The 19519-nt window shown below is 65.5% G+C and carries 13 protein-coding genes and 1 tRNA gene; 4 read left to right on the top strand and 10 right to left on the bottom strand.

Annotated features, from left to right (window positions below):
• Positions 1–15: 15 nt before the first annotated feature.
• The 10 genes from ABDW57_RS09625 to ABDW57_RS09580 form a co-directional block, all read right to left on the bottom strand.
• Positions 16–1674 carry an acid phosphatase gene (locus ABDW57_RS09625; protein ID WP_343729978.1) on the bottom strand — a complete coding sequence of 553 codons (1659 nt, stop codon included), beginning with the start codon at positions 1672–1674 and terminating at the stop codon, positions 16–18.
• A gap of 42 nt (positions 1675–1716) precedes the next feature.
• Positions 1717–2778 (bottom strand): HAMP domain-containing sensor histidine kinase, encoded by a 1062-nt coding sequence (locus ABDW57_RS09620; RefSeq protein ID WP_343729977.1) that lies wholly within the window; start codon positions 2776–2778, stop codon positions 1717–1719.
• Between the two features lie 191 nt (positions 2779–2969).
• Positions 2970–3046: transfer RNA gene (locus tag ABDW57_RS09615), tRNA-Met, on the bottom strand.
• A gap of 48 nt (positions 3047–3094) precedes the next feature.
• Positions 3095–4261, bottom strand: a complete 1167-nt coding sequence (locus ABDW57_RS09610; RefSeq protein WP_343729976.1) for a class I SAM-dependent methyltransferase — start codon at positions 4259–4261, stop codon at positions 3095–3097.
• An 87-nt stretch (positions 4262–4348) separates the two neighbouring features.
• Positions 4349–5215 carry a hypothetical protein gene (locus tag ABDW57_RS09605; RefSeq protein WP_343729975.1) on the bottom strand — a complete coding sequence of 289 codons (867 nt, stop codon included), beginning with the start codon at positions 5213–5215 and terminating at the stop codon, positions 4349–4351.
• A gap of 76 nt (positions 5216–5291) precedes the next feature.
• The gene (locus tag ABDW57_RS09600) at positions 5292–5501 is read right to left on the bottom strand and encodes a hypothetical protein (RefSeq protein ID WP_343729974.1); all 210 of its coding nucleotides are present in this window, start codon (positions 5499–5501) and stop codon (positions 5292–5294) included.
• A 42-nt stretch (positions 5502–5543) separates the two neighbouring features.
• On the bottom strand, positions 5544–6074 hold the full coding sequence (locus ABDW57_RS09595; RefSeq protein ID WP_343729973.1) for a putative metalloprotease CJM1_0395 family protein: 531 nt from the start codon (positions 6072–6074) through the stop codon (positions 5544–5546).
• 17 nt (positions 6075–6091) lie between these two features.
• On the bottom strand, positions 6092–10009 hold the full coding sequence (locus ABDW57_RS09590; protein WP_343729972.1) for an AAA family ATPase: 3918 nt from the start codon (positions 10007–10009) through the stop codon (positions 6092–6094).
• Positions 10006–11232 carry an exonuclease SbcCD subunit D C-terminal domain-containing protein gene (locus tag ABDW57_RS09585; protein WP_343729971.1) on the bottom strand — a complete coding sequence of 409 codons (1227 nt, stop codon included), beginning with the start codon at positions 11230–11232 and terminating at the stop codon, positions 10006–10008. The genes ABDW57_RS09590 and ABDW57_RS09585 overlap by 4 nt, the downstream gene beginning before the upstream one ends.
• Positions 11233–11297: 65 nt before the next feature.
• On the bottom strand, positions 11298–13919 hold the full coding sequence (locus ABDW57_RS09580) for a diguanylate cyclase (RefSeq protein ID WP_343729970.1): 2622 nt from the start codon (positions 13917–13919) through the stop codon (positions 11298–11300).
• Positions 13920–14054: 135 nt separating this feature from the next.
• On the opposite strand from ABDW57_RS09580, the gene ABDW57_RS09575 reads away from it, so the two are divergent.
• The 4 genes from ABDW57_RS09575 to ABDW57_RS09560 all read left to right on the top strand — a co-directional run bounded on the left by ABDW57_RS09575 (position 14055) and on the right by ABDW57_RS09560 (position 19502).
• Positions 14055–15269 (top strand): crosslink repair DNA glycosylase YcaQ family protein, encoded by a 1215-nt coding sequence (locus tag ABDW57_RS09575; RefSeq protein ID WP_343729969.1) that lies wholly within the window; start codon positions 14055–14057, stop codon positions 15267–15269.
• Positions 15266–16255, top strand: coding sequence for a DUF2804 domain-containing protein (locus ABDW57_RS09570; protein ID WP_343729968.1), 990 nt, complete (start codon positions 15266–15268; stop codon positions 16253–16255). Before ABDW57_RS09575 ends, ABDW57_RS09570 begins: the two co-directional genes overlap by 4 nt.
• A 6-nt stretch (positions 16256–16261) precedes the next feature.
• The gene (locus ABDW57_RS09565) at positions 16262–18667 is read left to right on the top strand and encodes a GNAT family N-acetyltransferase (RefSeq protein ID WP_343729967.1); all 2406 of its coding nucleotides are present in this window, start codon (positions 16262–16264) and stop codon (positions 18665–18667) included.
• Positions 18668–18878: 211 nt separating this feature from the next.
• Positions 18879–19502 (top strand): hypothetical protein, encoded by a 624-nt coding sequence (locus ABDW57_RS09560; protein ID WP_343729966.1) that lies wholly within the window; start codon positions 18879–18881, stop codon positions 19500–19502.
• The last annotated feature ends 17 nt before the right edge of the window (positions 19503–19519 follow it).

The raw sequence follows: 19519 nt of genomic DNA, 5'->3' as shown, positions 1-19519 counted from the left end.
ACACAAAGCGTAATATCAGCGGAAGCTCAGGGCTCCAGTCAGGTCGCCCGGCGGCGTGGCGTGGCGTGCGGCGAAGGCGTCGTTACGCGTCTTCAGGCCCTCCAGCAGCGGCAGGCCGTGCAGGCGGGTGATGAAGCGCATGATCGAGGTGGTGTCGTAGAAGTTGTGGTCGACGTGGCCTTTTTTCGCGTACGGCGAAACGATGATGGCCGGGATGCGCGAACCCGGGCCCCAGCGGTCGCCCTGCGGCGGCGCCACATGATCCCACCAGCCGCCGTTCTCGTCGAAGGTGATCACCACCAGCATGTTCTTGAACTGTGGGGACTTCTTCAAGTGCTCGATGACATTGGCGATGTGGGCGTCGCCGGATTCGACGTCCGAATAGCCGGCGTGCAGGTTGAGGTTACCCTGCGGCTTGTAGAAAGTCACCGCCGGCAGCTTGCCGGCCACCGCATCCGCGATGAATTTGTTGGAGATCGGGCTGTCGCCAAGGCCGCCGTCGCGCAGGTGTTCTTCGCGTGCTTTGGTGCCGGGCGCGAACTGCTTGAAGTAGTTGAACGGCTGATGGTGATACTGGAAGTTGGGCTTTTCGCCGCCGCCGCGCGCATCGAGCGCGGCCTGCCACGCGCCGCCGTACCACGCCCAGCTGACGCCTTTGCGCGACAGCAGATCGCCGATGGTGTCGTAGGTCTGCGGCGGCAGGGTGCCGGCATCGTTGGGATCGGCGTGCAGCGGATCGCCATCAAAAGCCGGGCGGATGTAGCTGGGCTGATAGGGCGGGGCCATGGTGTTGACCGCGTAGCCGTCCGGCGTGATGGCGCCGTTGTTGACGAAGTGCGGATGGCCATCCATGGCGGAAGCCGGGCTGTCCTTGGTGACGGACAGGCGGAAGCCGGTCGGGCCGTCGTCCAGCACCGCGATTTTCTTTTTGGCCGCGGTGTGCTTGGCGTTGAAGTATTCCGGCACCCGGCCGCTGATCAGGAACTGGTGGTTCAGGTAGGAGCCGCCGAAGGCCGCCATGAAGAAGTTATCGCACAAGGTGTACTGCTCGGCGATCTTCCACAAGCCGAGGTTTTTATTGGTCTCGCCGTAATAGCCCATCACCATGCCGCCGGTGTTGCCCCAGGCGGCAAAGCCATCGTTCTTGCCGCCGTTGATCTGCATCTGGTTCTGGTAGAACAGGTGCCACAGGTCGCGCGTGATGACGGCCTCCGGCAGCGGCTTGCCTTCGGCATCGACCAGTTTGAAGGGCGCGTTCGGCAGGCCCTTGATGTCGTCTTCCTTCACCACGTATTTTTTGCCGCCGATGTCCTGCGTGTTCGGCACCATGCCGCCCCAGATTTTCGGCAGCGACGGCAGCACCGAGCCATCGCGGTCGCGCTGCACGCAGGCGGCGGCCGGCGCCGCCGACAGCGGACTGGCGGTGCCAGGGAAATTGGCGAACAGATTATTGAAGCTGCGGTTTTCGAGGTAGATGACGACCACGTTCTTGATATTGGCGCGCAGCTTCTCGTCAAGCGAGGCTTTGACCGCGGGCTTGGGCGCCGCTTCGGTCAGTGTGGGCAGCGTGGTCGCCAGTCCGGCGGCGCCGGCCGCCTGGAAGATACGGCGGCGGGAAGGATTGAGCGGAGCGTCTTGCTGTTGTTGTTCTGCTGCTGGTACCTGATCCTTCACGCGCGCCTCCCTGGCTGGACTAAAAGACCAATTGTGACAGCTTTACGGGCTTTCAACAAATGGCCGGCAGTCGACCGGGAGGTCGATCATGAAAGTAGTTCCAGTAGCAGCGGAGCTGTCGACCGTGACGCTGCCGCCATGGCTTTCCGCCACGCTTTTCACGAACGGCAGGCCGATGCCCCAGCCCTGTTGATCCTTGACGCTGCCGTCGCGCCACAGGTACTCGAAAATCTGTCCGTAATGCTCTGAGTTGATCGGGTTGCCGGTGTTACGCACCGCCATCAGCATGCGGCCGTGCGACTCGCTGACCTTGATCTGCACGCCTTTGCCATCGCCGTATTTGATGGCATTGGCAACCAGGTTTTCCAGCGCGCGGCGCAGCGACTTTTCGCACCAGTAGCCCACTACTGACGTGCCGCTGACCGTGCATGCCCCGGCCTGGTCGGCGCCCATGTCGTCGCACACCGCCTTGGCCAGATCCAGCGCGTCAAAGGACGACAGCGAGAGCGGCAGCTTTTCGCCGGAGTTCAGGCTCAGGGCATCCAGCAATTCCTCGATCATGCCGCTCAGGCGCTGGCCGTTGTCCAGTATGCGTTTGGCGACCACCGGCACGCGCCCGGACTCCGTTGTGCCGATGCTCAGTGTGTAGGCCGCGCTGACCATGACCGACAGCGGATTGCGCATGTCGTGCGACAGCGAGGCGGCGATCTTGCGCCGGAACGCGCCATGCATTTCGGTGAACTTGCGGACCGACTCGCGCACCGCGTTATCGATCGAGCTGTTGACGATGCCCCATTCGGCGCGCGTCAGCGTCACGCCCTGCTGATCGGCGACGCGCGAAAACGCATCCCGGAACAGCTGATATTCCTGGATGATCTGATCCGGTTCATACGCAGTCATGCGCGCGCGTTCACCGCCATGCGCCGCGGCGACGTCGTTATTGCTGGTCGCTTCGGTACGCGGATAGTTGGGCGTGAGCGCTTCCGCAATATTGTCGTAAAAGATAGGCAGGGTATTCAGCAGGGTGGGATGCAGGATGTGCTGCGCCCCTTTGATCAGCGCACGCACCTGGCTTTCCCATTCCGCGAAGACGGCATCGCGCATGGCAAGCACTTGCCGGGATGTGGCCGAAAGGCCGCCGTGATTGGATTTTTGGTCTGACGCCAGCATGGAGATCCTCCCTGCTGCCGAGTGTAGCACTGTCGTGTCATAAAAGACAATTTACTCGGCAGGGCGTTGTCGCACCAAATGAAAAAGCCGTTGATTCTCGAAGAAAATCAACGGCTTATCGAATCTGGTTGCGGGGACAGGATTTGAACCTGTGACCTTCGGGTTATGAGCCCGACGAGCTGCCAGACTGCTCCACCCCGCGTCTGAGGCCATAATTATACACAGGTGCGCCGCGTTGTGCAAGCCGGTCTTACGCGGCGGCCAATCTCCACAGCGACGTCACCTCGGCGGCGCGGGCGGCGTGCAGCGGATCGGTGGCGTCCGCGGCGCGCGGGTGGACGGGGCGGACGTCGATGCGGTCCAGCACTTTCAGGCCGGCGGCGGCAATCCACTGCAGCAGCTGTGTGCGCGGACGCAGGCCGAGGTGCTCGGCCAGGTCGGACAGGATCAGCCAGCCTTCGCCGCCGGGCGACAGGTGGGCCGCCAGGCCGGCCAGGAAGCCGCGCAGCATGCGGCTGTCCGGATCGTAGACGGCGTATTCGATCGGTGAGCTGGGACGGGCCGGCACCCAGGGCGGATTGCACACCACCAGCGGCGCGCGCCCTTCGGGGAACAGATCAGCCACCTGCAGCTCGACTTGCGCGTCGAGGCCCAGCAACGCCAGATTCTCGCGCGCGCAGCTCAGGGCGCGCTGATCCTGGTCGGTGGCGATCACGCGCTGCACGCCGCGCTTCGCCAGCACCGCCGACAGCACCCCGGTGCCGACGCCGATATCGAAAGCCAGCGCGGCGCCTTTCGGCAGCGGAGCATCCGCCACCATTTGCACGTATTCGCCGCGCACTGGCGAGAACACGCCGTAGTGCGGGTGGATGCGCGCACCCAGCGCCGGAATCTCGACGCCGGTGCGGCGCCACTCGTGCGCGCCGATCAGGCCAAGCAGCTCACGCATCGAGGCGATGAAGGGTTCTTCGTAACGGCCGTAGGCCTCGTTGCAGGCCAGCTTGACGTCCGGCGCGCGGCGCAGCGGAATGGCGTAGCCCTCGTCGAAAGGAATCAGCAGCATGGCCAGCGTGCGGGCGCGCTGCGATTGGGCCTGGCGATGCAGGTGGAAAGCTTCGGTTGGCGTGGCAGGAACTTTCGGTGGTTTTTTCTTGGCCGATTTGCCCTTGTGGTCCGCGCGGCGTGCCAACGCCTGCAGCAGCTGGCGCGCGTTCTGGAAGTCGCCGCGCCACAGCAGCGCTGTGCCCTCGCAGGCCATGCGATAGGCCACGTCGGCGTTGGTGCGGTCGTCCGCGATGACCACCCGTTTGGGCGGCGGCATGCCGGCTTCCGAGCGCCAGCGCGCGGAGCGCTGTTCGCCGTTCTCCTCCCAGTGTATGTGCAGCGGAGCGGAAGGGGCGGAGGTTTGTACGGACATATTCAGGCAATCGACGGAAAATAGGACATGCTGCGCGTGATCGCGCAGCGGATGGTGCCGCTATTATACCGGTCGCCGTGGCGGGGATTAGGTGGCGGTGCTGTCAGCCGGGGGCGCGTCGCTTGCCGCCGGCGCGGCGGCGGTATCGGCGGCGGCCGGCGTTTCGGTGGCGGCAGCTGGCGCAGGTGCCGCTGCTTCCGCGGCCTTGGCTTTTTCCGCAGCTGTCGGCGGTGCGTAGGTATTGGTGTCCTTGCTGTCGACCAGATTGAGCAGGCGCAGCGACAGGCTGCGCAAGGTGTTGCGGTCGATGCCGTCGCCGGTTTTGTTGCTGTTGCTGTCGTTGTTGCTGGCCAGCGCGGTGTGCAGATCGCGGCCGATCAGTTTGAACAGGTCCGCCAGTGTGCCAGGGAAGTCGATGTTCGGCAGCTGCACGGTCGGCAGGTCCTTGGTCGACGGCTGCCCGCTGCTGTCGTCCGGCGCCGGCAGCGTTTTTGGGGCGCTGGTCTGGCTGGCGGCGGCGTTCAGTTCGTAGTTGTACTGGACTTCCACTTCAAAATCGAACTTGCGGCCGTCGGCGGTGGTGATGGTGCCTTTGCCGATGAAGTGCGAGCTGTCGGTCAGGCTGAAGGCGGCGGCATCGGTGACGCCGTTGGCGCCTTCCGTGTGCTGGTAGCCGAGCGCGTAGCTGGACGAGGCTTCCAGGCTGGCCGAGTCAAAGTCGATCACCGCGCCCTTGGCGTCGTCACCAAACAGCGCCTGGGCGAAGCTGCTGACGAAATCCTGCGCGAAATCCACCGTCGCGTTACCGACCGAGGCGACGCGGCTGTCCAGATCCAGCGGGTTGCCGGATTTGACACCTGGCGTGGCGCCTTGCGTTTTTTGCAGGCCCGAAGGCTGCTGGTTGCCGGTGTAAAGCGCAGGCCAGCGGCCGCCCAGATTCGAGATGGTAGACATGATGGATTCCGTTTTGATGAAACTTCTACAACTCTTTAACGGTATCGTATCGGATTACTTGAGGGCGCGGCGCAAATTAGTGGTGGTGGGTCCAGCCTTCCGGCGCCGCCAGGTAGGACTCGACCGCATCTTTCTGGCCGATGGCGTGGTGGCGGACCTCGCCGCACGCGCAAACGCCGACGTAAGGCTGGAGGTGCGAGCAGGCCGACACCTTTTGCAGGCGGACCTGAACGGCTTTGGCGCATTTGGCGCATTTGAAAGTCAGGGAACGTGGTGCTTTTAACATGATTCGGTGTTGGCTAAAAAGACAAAGGCGGGATTTTATCACTCAGGCATAAACATCCACGGTGGGCCGGGTTGAGCTGCCGCCTTCGTAGGCGCGCTGCGCCAGCTCGGCGCGGGCCTGGGCTTCCATCTGCTGCGCCTGGGCGGCGACGGCGCGGTCAGGGCCGGACGGTTCGGCCGGCGCCAGCGCGGCGGCCTGGATGGTGCGCGCGCGCTGGATGGTTTCTTCCGGCGTGGCGCCGGGCGAGGTGTCGATATTGACTTCGCCGCCGATGGCGTAATTGACGCCGTTCGGGCCGCGCTGGTAGGTGAAGGTGGCGCCGGACGTCGCCAGCCCGCCGGCGGCGGCCATGTGGGCCTGCTCGTGCTGGCGCACTTCGGTATCGCGGGCTTTGAGCTTGTCGATCAGCGCCAGTGCTTCTTTCGATAGCTGGGTGGTGGCGGAGGCGGCCGGCGTGGCGTTGGCGGCGGGCGATGCCACCTGCGCCGGCGGCACGTCGCGCGCCGGCGTAGCGGTGATGGGACTCGGTGATAGGGCGCCGATGCTCATGGTGCTGTCTCGCGGAGCCACCATGATAGCACCAGTACGGCTTACATGACGCTAATCGTGCTGCGGCCGCCGGCCGAGGGCTGGACCAGGATTTTGGCCGAGATCCGCTCGGTCATTTCCTGTACGTGCGAGATGACGCCGACCTTGCGGCCCATGGCCTGCAGGCCGTCCAGCGCGTCCATGGCGACGCGCAGGGTGTCGGCATCCAGGCTGCCGAAGCCTTCGTCAATGAACAGCGATTCCACCCGCACACGGTTGGAGGACAGCGAGGCCAGGCCCAGCGCCAGTGCCAGCGAGACCAGGAACGATTCGCCGCCGGACAGCGAGTGCACCGAGCGCATTTCACCGCCCATGTCCTGATCGCGCACCAGCAGGGCCAGGGACGGTGCGGCGGGATTCTGGATGCGTTCCAGCTGGTAGCGGCGCGACAGGTGGTTCAGATGCGCGTTGGCGTAGCCCAGCAGGACGTCCAGCGTGAATTGCTGGGCGTAGTTGCGGAAGCGTTTGCCGTCGGCGGAGCCGATCAGGTCATCCATGCGCGCCCAGCGCTGGGCGATGGCTTCCTGTGCCTCGATGTCGGCCAGCATGGCCGCGGCGCGGTGGCGCTTGTCGTCGTCCTGCGCCAGTGTGAGGTGCAGCGCGGTGGCGTGGTCGTTGGCGGTTTTGCGTTCGGCCAGCAGGGCGTTCAGCGCGGCTTGGACAGCGGCGACCGGCGATTCGGCCGGTGCGGCGTCTTGCTTGCCGCCGGCCGAATCACCGGCCGGGGCATCGGGTGCTGCATCGGCGCTCCAAAGGTCAGCGATCGCCCCATCCTCGCTGCCTGGCCGGGATGCGGCCGCCGGGCTGGCGTCCTCCGCCAGGGCTGCAGCAGTGCGGGGCGGCGGGGCGCTGAGTTGGTGTTGCTCGCGCTGGCGCTGGCGTTCTTGCAGGACAGTGGTGGCCTGATCGAAGGCGCGGGACAGGGCTTGCAGGGCGCTGCGTTCGGCGTGCACGTCTTCCGCCGCCGGCGCCAGCAGTTCATGCAGGTGCGCGAGATCACGCAGGCCGGCGTCGGGCTGGCGCTGCTGGAATGTGGACAACCAGTCGTTCAGGCGCACAGCGGCAGCGGTAGCGGCGGCTTGCAGCGCCGCGAGCTGTCTGCCGGCTTGCGCCAGCGCTTCGTCGTTGCGGACCCTGGCCTGCGCCGCCTCCTGGGCGGCATGCTGCGCGGCGGCGTGGCGGGCTTTCGCGTTGTCGATGGCCGCCTGCAGCGCGGCTTCGACGTCGCGGACTTCTCTGCCGCCCCACATTTCCAGGCGCTGATCCTGGTCGGCCTTCAATGCCGCTGCGGCAGCGGCAAAGGTCTCGCGCGCAGCGATGGCGTCCTGGCCGGTCCTGGCCAGCGTTTCCGTCAGGCCGTTGAGCTCCACCTCGAAGCCGGCCAAGGCAGCCGCGCGCTCATCGTAAGCCGCGCGTTGCGCCAGCCACTGCCTGCTCTCGGCCTGACGCGCTTCGTAGAATCGCGCCGGGCCGGATTTCCAGTCTTCCTTCCATTCCTCGCTGGGCAGATCACCGCCGCTGAAGGCCGCGTCCAGATCGGACAGCAAACCGCTCAGCGTTAGTGCAACCTCGATACGCTGGTCTTCCAGCGCCTTGTACTCGGTATTCGACTGCGCCAGGGCCGTGCGCGCCGCGGCGGCCACGTTCTGCAAGCGGGTATGCTCGGCGGCGGCGTGTTCGTAAGCCGCCTGCGCCTGGTCACGCGCCACCCGGGCTGCATGCAACGCGCGCTCCTGCTGCTCGACCGCCTGCAACGCCTGGCCAGTTTGCGCCAACTGCGCCACAAACCATTCGGTGCGTTCGGCATCCGGCGGCAGATCGCCGGCGGCCGCCAAGGCGTGGGCGGACCACGCGGCGGAGGCACGGTCCAGCGCCTGCTGCACCGAGCGCTGCTCGGCTGCCAGCACATTCAACTGCTCGGCGCTGGCCTGCGCGCTGGCGCGCTGTGCCGCCTGCTGATTCACATTGACTTCCATTTGCTGACGGCATTTCGTCACCTCCGCCTGGAACTCCCGCAGCATGGTTTGCAAGCTGTCGTCGTTGTGACGGTATGGGTGCTCCAGCGCCCCGCATACCGGGCAGGGCGTGTCATCTTCCAGCGACTGCCGTAGCGACTCCACACTGGCCGCACATGCGGCTTCCGCCAGCCTGAGTGCGCGCTCTGCCTGCGAGAACGCCGCCATGATGGCGACGCCTTCCTGCGTGGATGCCGCCAGTTGCGCTTCGGCGGCTGCCATGGCCTGGCGATGTTGTGCGGCTTGCGCTTCAATTTGCGCGTGGCGGGCCTGGCGCGATTCCAGCTCCAGCCAGATCTTCTCGGCGCCGGTGAGCAGATCACGGCGTTGCTGGTGCTGGCTGCGGGCAGCCTGCAACTGCTCAACCGGATAGGATGCCATCGCCTGCACGGCTTGCTGGCGTTGGGCATCCAGTGTTTTCAGCGCTTCGACAGCGGCGGCCAGTTTGGCGCTGGCGTCGGCTTCTTCATCGCGATGCATTTGCGCATTGCGCTGCACGCGCGACAAACCGGAGGCCAAGCGCTCGGCCTGCGCCGCCTGCTGGCCGGCCTGCACGAACAGCACATCCCAGCGCTCCCATTGCAGGGCCAGTGCCTTCCAGTGCTTGTGCTGCTGTAGCCACGCGACGCCGGCTTGCTGCTGCGCGGCCAGGCGGGCTTGCTCGCTCTGGCGCGATTGCAGTGCCGCCTTGGCCGCGGCATCGGCCTGCTCGGCCTTCTCGCGCGCGGCGGCGGCCTGGCGATATGCCGGCAGCATGGCTTCGATGCGCGCATCCAGCGCTTTGGCCTGATCCAGCTGCGGCGCGGCGGCACGCTGCGCGGCTTCGGCTTCCTGCTGGCTGACGGCGGCCTGCGTCAGCGCCGCATTGGCTTGCTCCAGCGCCTGGGCGGCTTGCTGCAGGTTCTGCGTGCTGGTGGCGATGGCGCCCTGCGTGCCCACAATGTCGGCCTCGATGCGGCGGGCATCGTCCGCCAGTGGGCGTGCCGGCTGCACGGCATCGAACAGCGCCAGTGCGGCATGGCGCGGCGCGGCTTCGGCCACGGCGGCCTGCGCGGCGGTCAGCGCCTGCTGAGCGGCTTGCTCTTCCTGTTGAAGTTTTTCTGCCTGCTGATGCCAGCGCAGTTCCTGCTCCAGTTCCGCCTTCTGCTGATCCAGCGCCTGCAAGGCGACAGCCGCATTCGCGCTTTGCGCTTCGATGTCGGCGCGCTGTTCGCTGGTCAGCGGCTTCTGGTCCGCCAGGCGCAGATTCAGTTTTTGCAGCACGGCCTGTTCCACCTTGTTGCGCTCAAAGGCGCGGATCGAAATCTCGGAATAGACCGTGCTGCCGGTCAGGGTCTCCAGCAGTTCGCCGCGCTCGTTGTCCTCGGCCTTGAGGAAAGCCGAGAATTCGTTCTGCGCCAACAGCACTGCACGCGTGAACTGTTCAAACGACAGACCGATGCGCTTCTCGATTTCCGCCTTGACCTCGGTCTTGGTGGCGCCGATAGGCTGCAGCGACGGCAGCAGATGCAGTTGCATGGTGGTTGGCTGCAGCGCGCCTTCCGCCTTGGTGCGGGCACGCCGCACGTTCCAGCGAGCCCGGTAGGTGGCGCCGTCGCTGCCGACAAAATCCACTTCAGCGTAGCCTTCCGCTGTGCCACGGCGCAGCAGCGTCCGTGGATCCTGGGTGGAGACGGTCTCGTTGCCGACATCGGCCAGGTAATTGCGGCCGGCCACGCGCAGCAGGCGCGGGGTCGCGTCGTACAAGGCCAGGCACAGGGCGTCCAGCAAGGTGCTCTTGCCGGCTCCGGTCGGACCGCTGATGGCAAACAGGCCGGTGGAGGCCAGCGGCTCGGACTCGAAATTGACGCTGAATTCCTCGGCCAGCGACGCCAGGTTCTTACCGCTGATTTTCAGGATTCTCATGGCAGCATCAACTCCGCAAAGGCGCTCAGTTGATCGGCCGGCGCTTCATTGCCGAAGCGCTGTTGGTACAGCTGCCGGAAGATGTCGTCCGGCTTGAGCTTTTCCAGCTGGTCCAGCGTCATCACTTCCTGGTCGATGGACGAGCCGCGCGCTGCGGTCGAGGTCTCGATTTTGGCGAGACGTACCGCCTTGCCCTCCAGCGCCGCCTCGATGCGCGCGCGCAGGCCGGGTTCCGGCTGCTCCAGCAGCACGCGCACTTCCAGATACGGCTGCTGCCCGGCCGGTGCTTCCGGCGGCGACAGGGCGCTCAGTTCTTCCAGCACCTGCGTCAACGGCGCCGGCCTGGCCGGCACGCGCAGCAGTTCCACCGCGCGCGGCACCGGCACCGGGGCGATCTCGCGCACAGCCGCGCCATCCAGGTCGATGCGCAGGATCTGATGTGCATAATTCACCTCCGCGAACGACAGCGGCAGCGGGCTGCCGCAATAGCGGATGTGTTCCTGCTTGCCGACGTTCTGCGCCAGATGCAAATGGCCCAGCGCGGCGTAAGCGATGGCCGGATCAAAGATCCCGGCCGGCAGCATTTCGGTGCCGCCGATGACGATGCGGCGCTCGGAGTCGCTGGACATCTGGCCATCCACCATGTGGCAGTGCCCCATGGCCACGATGGCCTGGCCTTCGGCGCGCCGGCTTTGCGCCAGCTCAAATGCCTGCCGGTAGAGCAGGGCGATGCCGGCCAGGTAGGGATCGACGCCATCCTCGGAACTCACGCGCGGCACATCGCCGGGCCGCAGGAAGGGCACCGCCAGGCACCACGCGGCCACCGCGCCATCGCGTCCGGTCAGCGGCAGCACCAGCGATTCGACATCGATCTCGCCGTCGGCATGGCGCTGCACGGCGCCGATCACGCGCGTGCCGTGCGCTTCCAGCAGCGGCCCTGGCGCATCCAGCCGGCCCGGCGAATCATGGTTGCCGGCGATGATGATCAGGTTCAGATGCGGCACGCGCTCCCTGGCCAGCCGCAGGAAACGGTACAGCTGCTTTTGCGAAGCGGCCGACGGATTGGCATTGTCGTAAATATCCCCGGAAATCAGCAGCGCGTCGGCCTGTTCGGCAACGAGGGTATCCAGCAGCCAGTCGAGGAAGCGCTGGTGCTCGTAATGACGCTCAAAATTATGCAGGGATTGGCCGAGATGCCAGTCGGAGGTGTGCAGCAAACGCATGGAAAAACATTCGAAACAGCCGGAAAGCGCTCAATATAGCGCAAGCCGGCCGTCCACGGTTTGATTTATGCCGCGTTGCTGGTCGGCTGGGCAATCGCCGGCCCGGCACGGAAGGTGTTGCGGCCGGCCTGTTTGGCCTCGTACAGCAGGATATCGGCCCGGTTCAGCAGTTCCGCCGGGCTCAGGTCCTCGTCGCGGTAGTAGGTCAGGCCGATGCTGGTCGATATCGACACCACCTTGCCTTCCAGGTCAAAGTCGGCCTGCATGGCGGCCACGATCTTGGCTGCCAGCGCCGCCGCATCGTCGATGCGGTGGATACGCTCCATGATGATGGTGAACTCGTCGCCGCCCAGGCGCGCGATGGTGTCGCTGGCGCGCATGGTGTGGGTCAGGCGCGCCGAGAAGGCCTTGAGCAGGGCGTCGCCCACGGCGTGGCCAAAGGTGTCGTTCACCGGCTTGAAGCGGTCGATATCCATGTACATCACCGCCATCAGGTTGCCGTTGGCGCGCGACCCGATCATCGCGTCGTGCAGCTTTTGCAGGAAGCCGGCGCGGTTGGTCAGGCCGGTCAGCGCATCCACCTGCGACAGGCGCAGCAGCCGCTGCTTCTCGCGTTTCTGCACTGTGATGTCCTGGCGCATGACGTGGAAGCCGATCACGCTCACGCCTTCCTCGTCCATCTGCGGAATGTAGACCACCTCGTAGGTGCGCTCGGTGGTGTCGCTGTTGTCGTCTTCCTCGAAAGTCAGGGTCTCGCCGGCCAGCGCCCGCAGCACATACGGTTCGAGGAAGGCATAACGCTCGTCGCCCATGGTCTCGCGGATGGTGCGGCCCAGCACCGTGGTGCCGGTGCGGTTGAATTCACGCTCGTAGGCCACGTTGTGGAAGCGATAGACCTGCTGGGCGTCGATGTACGCCACCATGGCCGGCAAGGTGTCGGCAATGGTGCGCAGGCGTGCCTCGCTTTCGCGCAACGCCATTACCGACTTGCGGACGTGGGTGATGTCGTCCACGGTGCCGACAAAGCCGTAAATTTTACCGTCCACCACCATGGCGGCGATTTTGAACGAGACCCAGACGATCATCCCATCCGGGTGCACGCAGCGCAGCGTGTCCTGATACGGCGCGCGGGTCTTTGCCATGTGATTGAGCGCGGTCTTGAGCACGGCGCGGTCATGCGGATGGACCGCGCGCATCCAGGCGTCGCCCAGGGCTTCTTCGCGCGTCAGGCCGGTGATCAGTTCAAAGGTGCGGTTGACGTAGGTGCAGTGGCCGGTGGCGTCGGCGCGCAGCAGGCCGAGGGGCGAGGCGTCGTTCACGGCGGCCAGTTCGGCCTGATTCTGCCGCACCGCCAGCTCGGTTTCCTTGCGCGAAGTGATGTCGCGCACCGTCACCGCCACGCCGTCGGAAATCGGCACGATCTGGTGGTGCAGCCAGTGCACGTCACGATTGGGCAGGAAGTCCACCGCGAATTCCTCTTCCACCGGCTGGCGCGATTCCAGCACGTGGCGGTATTTTTCAACGAAGCCTTTCGAGTGCAGCTCCGGCAGCACTTCGATCAGGCGCTTGCCCTTGATGTCGTCGCTGCGGAAGCCCATCAGCTGCGCCCCGCGTTCATTCAGGTCGGCGATGGTGAAATCAAGGATCTCGCGCTGGGCGCCGCGCATGCGGCAGGCTTTGAACAGGTAGACCGAGTCCAGGCTGGCGTCGGCGGCGGCGCGCAGCATCAGCTGGGCGTCGATGATCATGCTGGCGCTGCGGCGCAGCCGGCTCGCCTGCTGCACCAGCAGGTACACGAACACCAGCACGATGGCGGAAGCGACAACGGCGGCGCCGTAGTACATGCTGCGGCGGCGTTCAAAGCGGGCCAGCGCGGTTTCGATCGGGTTGCCGACCACCGCCATCAGCAGGAAGCGCGGCATTTCGGTGTAGCCGTAAATGCGCTCGGTGGCATCGAACGGGCGCTTGAGCAGCAGTTCTTCGCCGGCTGGCGCCACGCTGAAATCGATGCTGTCGCTGATGATGACCTGATCGTCGATGCGGGCCGAAGACATGCCGTTCTCGCGGCTGATCAGCATCACCGCGCCGCCGCGGTCCACGTTCAGGCGGTCGTAATCCTCCACGAAGTAGGCCGGGTCCATCATCACCAGGATCGCGCCGGCGAAGCTGCCGTTGGCGTGATTGAGGCGGCGCGAAATCTGGATCTGCCATTTCTTGGTGCGGCTGTCCACCACCGGCGTGGAGACCAGCGAAGCGTCGGCCGGGTTGGCGGCATGGCTCTGGAAGAACACCGTGCGCTTGAGGTCCGGGTCGAAATAGCCGTTCATGCTGTCGATGACGCGGCCCTCCTGGTTCAGGATGGCCATCGGCAGATCGAGCTTGGTCGGCAGCAGGGAGTCGAGCAGGCCATTCTTGCGCGCGAATTCGGCCAGCCGCAGGCGGCCTCCGGTCTCCTCGTATTTCAGCTTGAACAGCTGGGTGGCGTGGTCGGTCTGGCGCAGCAGGTGGTTGGTATGCTCGGCCAGCGTGCGCGCCAGCGACTGACTGTGTAATACCGCCTCGTGACGCGCGGTCAGTTTCTCCTGCCGCACCTGGTAAGCCACCGCCGCCCACATGAAGGCCAGCAGCACCGCGCCAAAGGCGGGCAGCAGGATCGCACGGTACAAGCGGCGTAAGAATTCGCGCATCGGTGGCTGGTCCTCTTCGGGAGTCGGAAGTCTCTGCGGATATTCTGCACGGAAATGTGGGTTTTGGCGTGAATGGCGTGAAAAAAGTCGCATTCCGTTCACAGGCAATATTGATTTCTTTATTAGAATAGCGTGATGACCGAACCGATATTGAGCCTGTCCGCCGCGCGGGCACTGCATCTGGGGGCGCAAGGGCTGTTGCAGCCGCGCCGCCGCAAGGCGCGCCAGCCGGACGTGCTGGCGGCGATCCGCCAAATGGGTGTGCTGCAGATCGATACCATCAATGTGGTGGCGCGCAGCCCCTATCTGGTGTTGTGGAGCCGCCTGGGCGATTATCCGCAGCCATGGCTGGAGCAGGCGCTGGCCGCCGGCGAGTTGTTTGAATACTGGGCGCACGAGGCCTGCTTCGTGCCGGTCGAGGATTATGGCCTGTATCGGCACCGCATGCTGGAGCCGGAAGCCATGGGCTGGAAGTATTCAGCCGCCTGGATGAAGGAGCGCCGCGCCGAGGTGGAATCGGTGCTGGAGCATATCCGCGTCAACGGGCCGACGCGCTCTTCGGACTTTGAGCGCACCGATGGCAAAGGCGGCGGCTGGTGGAGCTGGAAGCCGGAAAAACGCTCGCTGGAGGTGCTGTTCACCACCGGCGCGCTGATGATCTCGGCCCGCCACAACTTCCAGCGCATCTACGATCTGGCCGAGCGCGTGCTCCCGCATTGGGATGACAGCCAGCTGCCAAGCAAGGACGCGGTGCAGCGCGAACTGGTGCTGAAGGCCGTCAAGGCCATGGGCTGCGCGCGGGCGCCGTGGATCAGCGACTACTTCCGCACCCGGCCCCCGCGCCTCGACCCGGAAACGCTGGTGGAGCAGGGCGCCCTGCTGCGCGCCTGGGTGGACGACTGGGACGATCCGATCTACGTCCATCCCGACCACGCGGGCTTGCTGGCGGAAGCCGCCGATGGCGCGCTGGCGCCGACGCTGACCACCATCCTGTCGCCGTTCGATCCGGTGGTGTGGGACCGCCGCCGCGCGCAGGAGCTGTTCAACTTTGATTATCGTCTTGAATGCTACACCCCGGCCGAGAAGCGCAAGTATGGCTATTTCACACTGCCCATCCTGCGGCGCGGCGCCCTGGTCGGCCGCGTGGACGCCAAGGCGCACCGGCGCGAAGGGGTGTTTGAATTGAAGTCGCTGGTGCTGGAACCCGGGGTACGCGTCAGCGACCGCTTCACGCGCGACGTCGCTGGCGCCTTGCAACGGCTGGCCGACTGGCACGCGTGCCCGCGGATCAAAATAACGCAAGCCTCGCCGGCCGGTTTTGGCGAGCTATTACAAAAGGAAGCTGCATGACCCTGCCCGCCGCTCCCGCTAGCCTGCTGGCCGCTGACGGACAACCGCTGTTTGGACGCTACGCCGGCCAGGTCGGCAATATCGACTGGAGCCAGCTGGCCAAGCCCTTTGCCCGCAGCCCGTTGTGGCGGCGCTTTCACCACAAGCGCTGGCACTACGTGGCGCTGTGCACGGAGGAGGTGTTCTGCGCGGTGGCGATTGTGGATCTGGGCTGGATCAGCACCGCCTTTGCCTACGCCTTCGACCGCCGCGACGGCGACATGCTGGCCAACTTCTCGCAGGATGGCCTGCCGCTGATCTCGGCCCGGCTGGCCAACCACGCCGGCGAGTCGAGCAGCTTCAAGGCGAAGAACTGCCACATCGCGGTGGATGCCAACGGCGACGGCAGCTATCAACTGACGCTGCGATGCGATTACCTTGAAATCGACGCCAGCTTCGGTCCCAGCCCGTCGCCGCTGCTGCTGGCCAGCGGCCCGATCGAACACGGTTCGGTGCACGCGACGCAGAAGTCCAGCGCCATGCCGCTGCGCGGCGAGGTGCGCACCTGGCGCGAGGAGTACAAACTTGATGGCGGCGTGGCCAGCTTCGATTATTCCAACGGCCTGCTGGCGCGGAACACCGCCTGGCGCTGGGCCTCGGCCCACAATCTGGAGCTGGGCTTCAATCTGCAGGCCGGCTATTTCGGCGCGCACGAGAACGCGCTGTGGCTGGACGGCGACCTGATTGCGCTGGCGCCGGCCCACTTCCTGTACGATAAAAAGGACGCGCTCTCGCAGTGGCATATTTTTACCGAGGACGATATGCTGGACCTGACCTTCACGCCGGAAGGGGCGCGCCGCGACAACAAGAAAATGGTGGTGGCGGCCAGCCGCTACCTGCAGCCGATCGGCACTTTCAGCGGCTGGGTGCGCGCAGCGCCCGATCAGCCCAAACGCATGGTCACGCAGCTGATGGGCGTGACTGAAGATCATTCATCGCGCTGGTGATTTTCCATGAGCATTCGTCATCTTGACCGCCTGTTCCAACCACGTTCGGTGGCCGTGATCGGCGCGTCGGATAATCCGCAGCGCATCGGCACGCGGGTGCTGGCCAATCTGCTGGACGGCGAGTTCACGCGCGACGGCGGCAAGGTGTGGCCGGTCAATCCCAGGCACGACACGCTGCGCGGCCTGCCGTGCTACGCGCGCGTAAGCGCCTTGCCGGCGCCGGCCGATCTGGCCGTGATCTGCACGCCGCCGGCCACGGTGGCCGGCTTGATCAGCGAGCTGGGACAGAACGGCACCAAGGCCGCCATCGTGATGACCGCCGATCCTGGCACGGCCGGCGGCCGCAGCCTGCGCCAGCCGATGCTGGACGCGGCCAGGCCGCACCTGCTGCGCATTCTTGGCGCCGGCAGCGTGGGCCTGCAATCGCCGGCGCTGGGACTGAATGCCAGCTTCACTCAAATGGCGGCAGGCACCGGACGGCTGGCTTTCGTCTCGCAATCCGGCGCGCTGGCAACGGCGGTGCTGGACTGGGCCGGCCAGCGCGGCATCGGCTTCTCGCGCTTTGTCGCCATGGGCGATGGCGTGGACGTCGACTTTGGCGATCTGCTCGACTATCTGGCCGCAGATACAGCCACCGAGGCCATCCTGCTCTGTGTAGAACAGGTCCGCAGCGCGCGCAAATTCATGTCGGCCGGACGGCTGGCGGCGCGCGGCAAGCCGGTCATCGTCCTGAAAGTCGGGCGCGATGCGGCGCCCGGCGCCGACCTGGTGTTCGATGCCGCGATCCGCCGCGCCGGCATGTTGCGCGTGTACTCCACCGAGGATTTGTTCGATGCCGTGGAAACGCTGGCGCGTCAGCGTCCGCAACGCGGCGAACGGCTGGCGGTGATCACCAACGGCGGTGGCCTGGGCCTGATCGCGGCCGATGCGCTGGCCTGCAGCGGCGCGCAACTGGCGCCGTTGTCGCCGGAAACCCTGAAACGGCTGGCGCAGGCGGGCGCGCCGCAAACCAATCCGCTCGACTTTCTGGCCGACGCGCCGGTCGAGCACTACACCGGCGCGGTGGAGGCGCTGCTGCGCGAGCCGCAGGCCGACGCGCTGCTGTTCCTGCATGCGCCCACCGCCATGGTGGCCAGCGAGCTGATCGCCACGGCCGTGGCTCCCCTGATGCAAGCGGCGAACAAAAACGTGCTGTCCTGCTGGCTGGGCGGTGGTTCGGTGGCGCAGGCGCGCCGCGTGTTTGCCGATGCCGGCCTGCCGACTTACGACACGCCGGAAAAAGCCGTCAACGGCTTCCTGCAGATCGCCCAGTACCGCCGCAATCAGGAACTGCTGATGGAAGTGCCGGCCGGCGTGCCGGCCACCAGCGCCGGCGAGCGTTCATCGGCGCGCGCACTGGTGCAGGCCGCGCTCAACGCCGGCCGCAGCGACCTGTCCGACACCGATGCGCGCGCGCTGATGGCGGCGTATGGCCTGGCGCTGGCCACGCCGCAACAGGCGGCGCTGACCGGCGCCACGCTGGCCGCCGCGCGCATCCAGATCGGTCACGATCCGGTGTTCGGGCCGGTGGTGTTTTTCGGCCAGGGCGGTATCGCGGCCGATGTGGCGGCGGACCGCGCCGCCGGCCTGCCGCCGCTGAACATGGCGCTGGCGCGCGACATGGTCAGCCGCACCCGCGTCTCGCGGCTGCTGGCGCAAAGCCAGACCGCGGCCGATGCCGAAGCGCTGATCCGCACCCTGGTGCAGGTGGCCGACATGGTGGCAGACCTGCCGGAGTTGATCGAACTTGATCTCAATCCACTGCTGGCGATCGGCGGCAGCGTGGTGGCACTGGGCGCGCGCATGCAGCTGGCCAAGGCCCGCGCGCGGCGCGCCGAGCTGGCGATCCGCCCGTATCCGCAAGAGCTGGAAGAGCGCGTGGACTGGGGCGGCGGGCAAATCCTGCTGCGCCCGATCCGTCCGGAAGACGGCGCGCAGCATCAGGCCTTCTTCAGTGCACTCAACGCGGACGATGTGCGCCTGCGCTTCTTCACCGCCATGCGCGAGCTGCCGCCGGCCCAGCTGGCGCGGCTGACGCAGATCGATTACGACCGTGCCATGGCCTTCATCGCCACGCGACCGAATGCCAATGGCGAGTCGGAAACGCTGGGCGTGGTGCGTGCCGTCATCGATCCCGACAATCAGTCCGCTGAATTTGCCATCATCGTGCGTTCCGATTTGAAAGGACGGGGTTTGGGCTACATCCTGTTCCAGAAACTGGTGGATTATTTCCGCGCGCGCGGCACGCGCGAGATCGTTGGCGACGCCTTGTCGGAGAACGGCGGCGTGCAAAAACTGATACGCCATTTCGGCGGCGTGGTATTGCCGCATCCGGAAGCGGGAATGGTGCGTTTACAACTGCCTTTGCGATAGCATTCGCGCAGCGCTTGTTATATATTCTTATTAACGACGCGGGGGCGGGTTTGTGCTACGTCAAAGCGCCGCTGTCGGGAATATTTACACTTTTACTTCCACCATACAAGCATTGGGAGTCAGAAGAATGTTAACCGCCACATATACTTTGGTAGCACTGTCTGTCGAACAAGCCAGCGTTCGTTTGAGTTTGCTATCGTTTCAGAAGTATATGCGCAGCACGCTCATGCAGCAGAACCGCATGACTCTGTCGCAACTGGAATACGCTTGCGAAAACCTCCATACCTTGTATCAAGCCTGCCATTGGCGCAAGACCGAGATGTATCTGATTCCGGCGCTGCGCGACGCCACCGAGCGTGCCGACCAGTTGCTGGATGAACTCAACCGTTTGAACCAGTCCGCGCTGATGTCGATCCGCCTGCTGCAAGACAAGCTGGGCGCCCTGGCCGACGTGCGCGACGAGCAGGTCAGCGAAGTGTGCGACAGCATCGACACCTTCTGCACCGCGCTGCTCAAGCGGCTGGAAAAGGAAGAGCAGGAACTGTTTGCCTTGGCGCGCAATTCCATCGCCGGCGAAACCTGGTTTTCGATCGCCAACCAGTTGATGATGCACGACAAGCATCTGGATGAAATGAAGCGCTCCGGCCTGCCGCCGGCCGAAGCGGCGCAAGTGACGGCGCGCCGGCGCGCGCTGCCGGGCGGCGAAGTGGACGACGGCCAAATCTCCATACCAGGCCTGCAAGTGCTGCCTGTTGTCGGGCTGGATGAGGTGCCGGCACGGCCGGTGCTCCGGTCCGCGCGGCAGGCGTCGCGGGACGATGTCATCATGAAATAACCACCCCGTAGCGCACT

Source organism: Duganella sp. (assembly GCF_039595735.1).
Taxonomy (GTDB): Bacteria; Pseudomonadota; Gammaproteobacteria; order Burkholderiales; family Burkholderiaceae_D; genus Rugamonas.
Note: the sequence above shows the minus strand (reverse complement) of the source record. Positions and strands in the feature narration are given on the sequence as shown.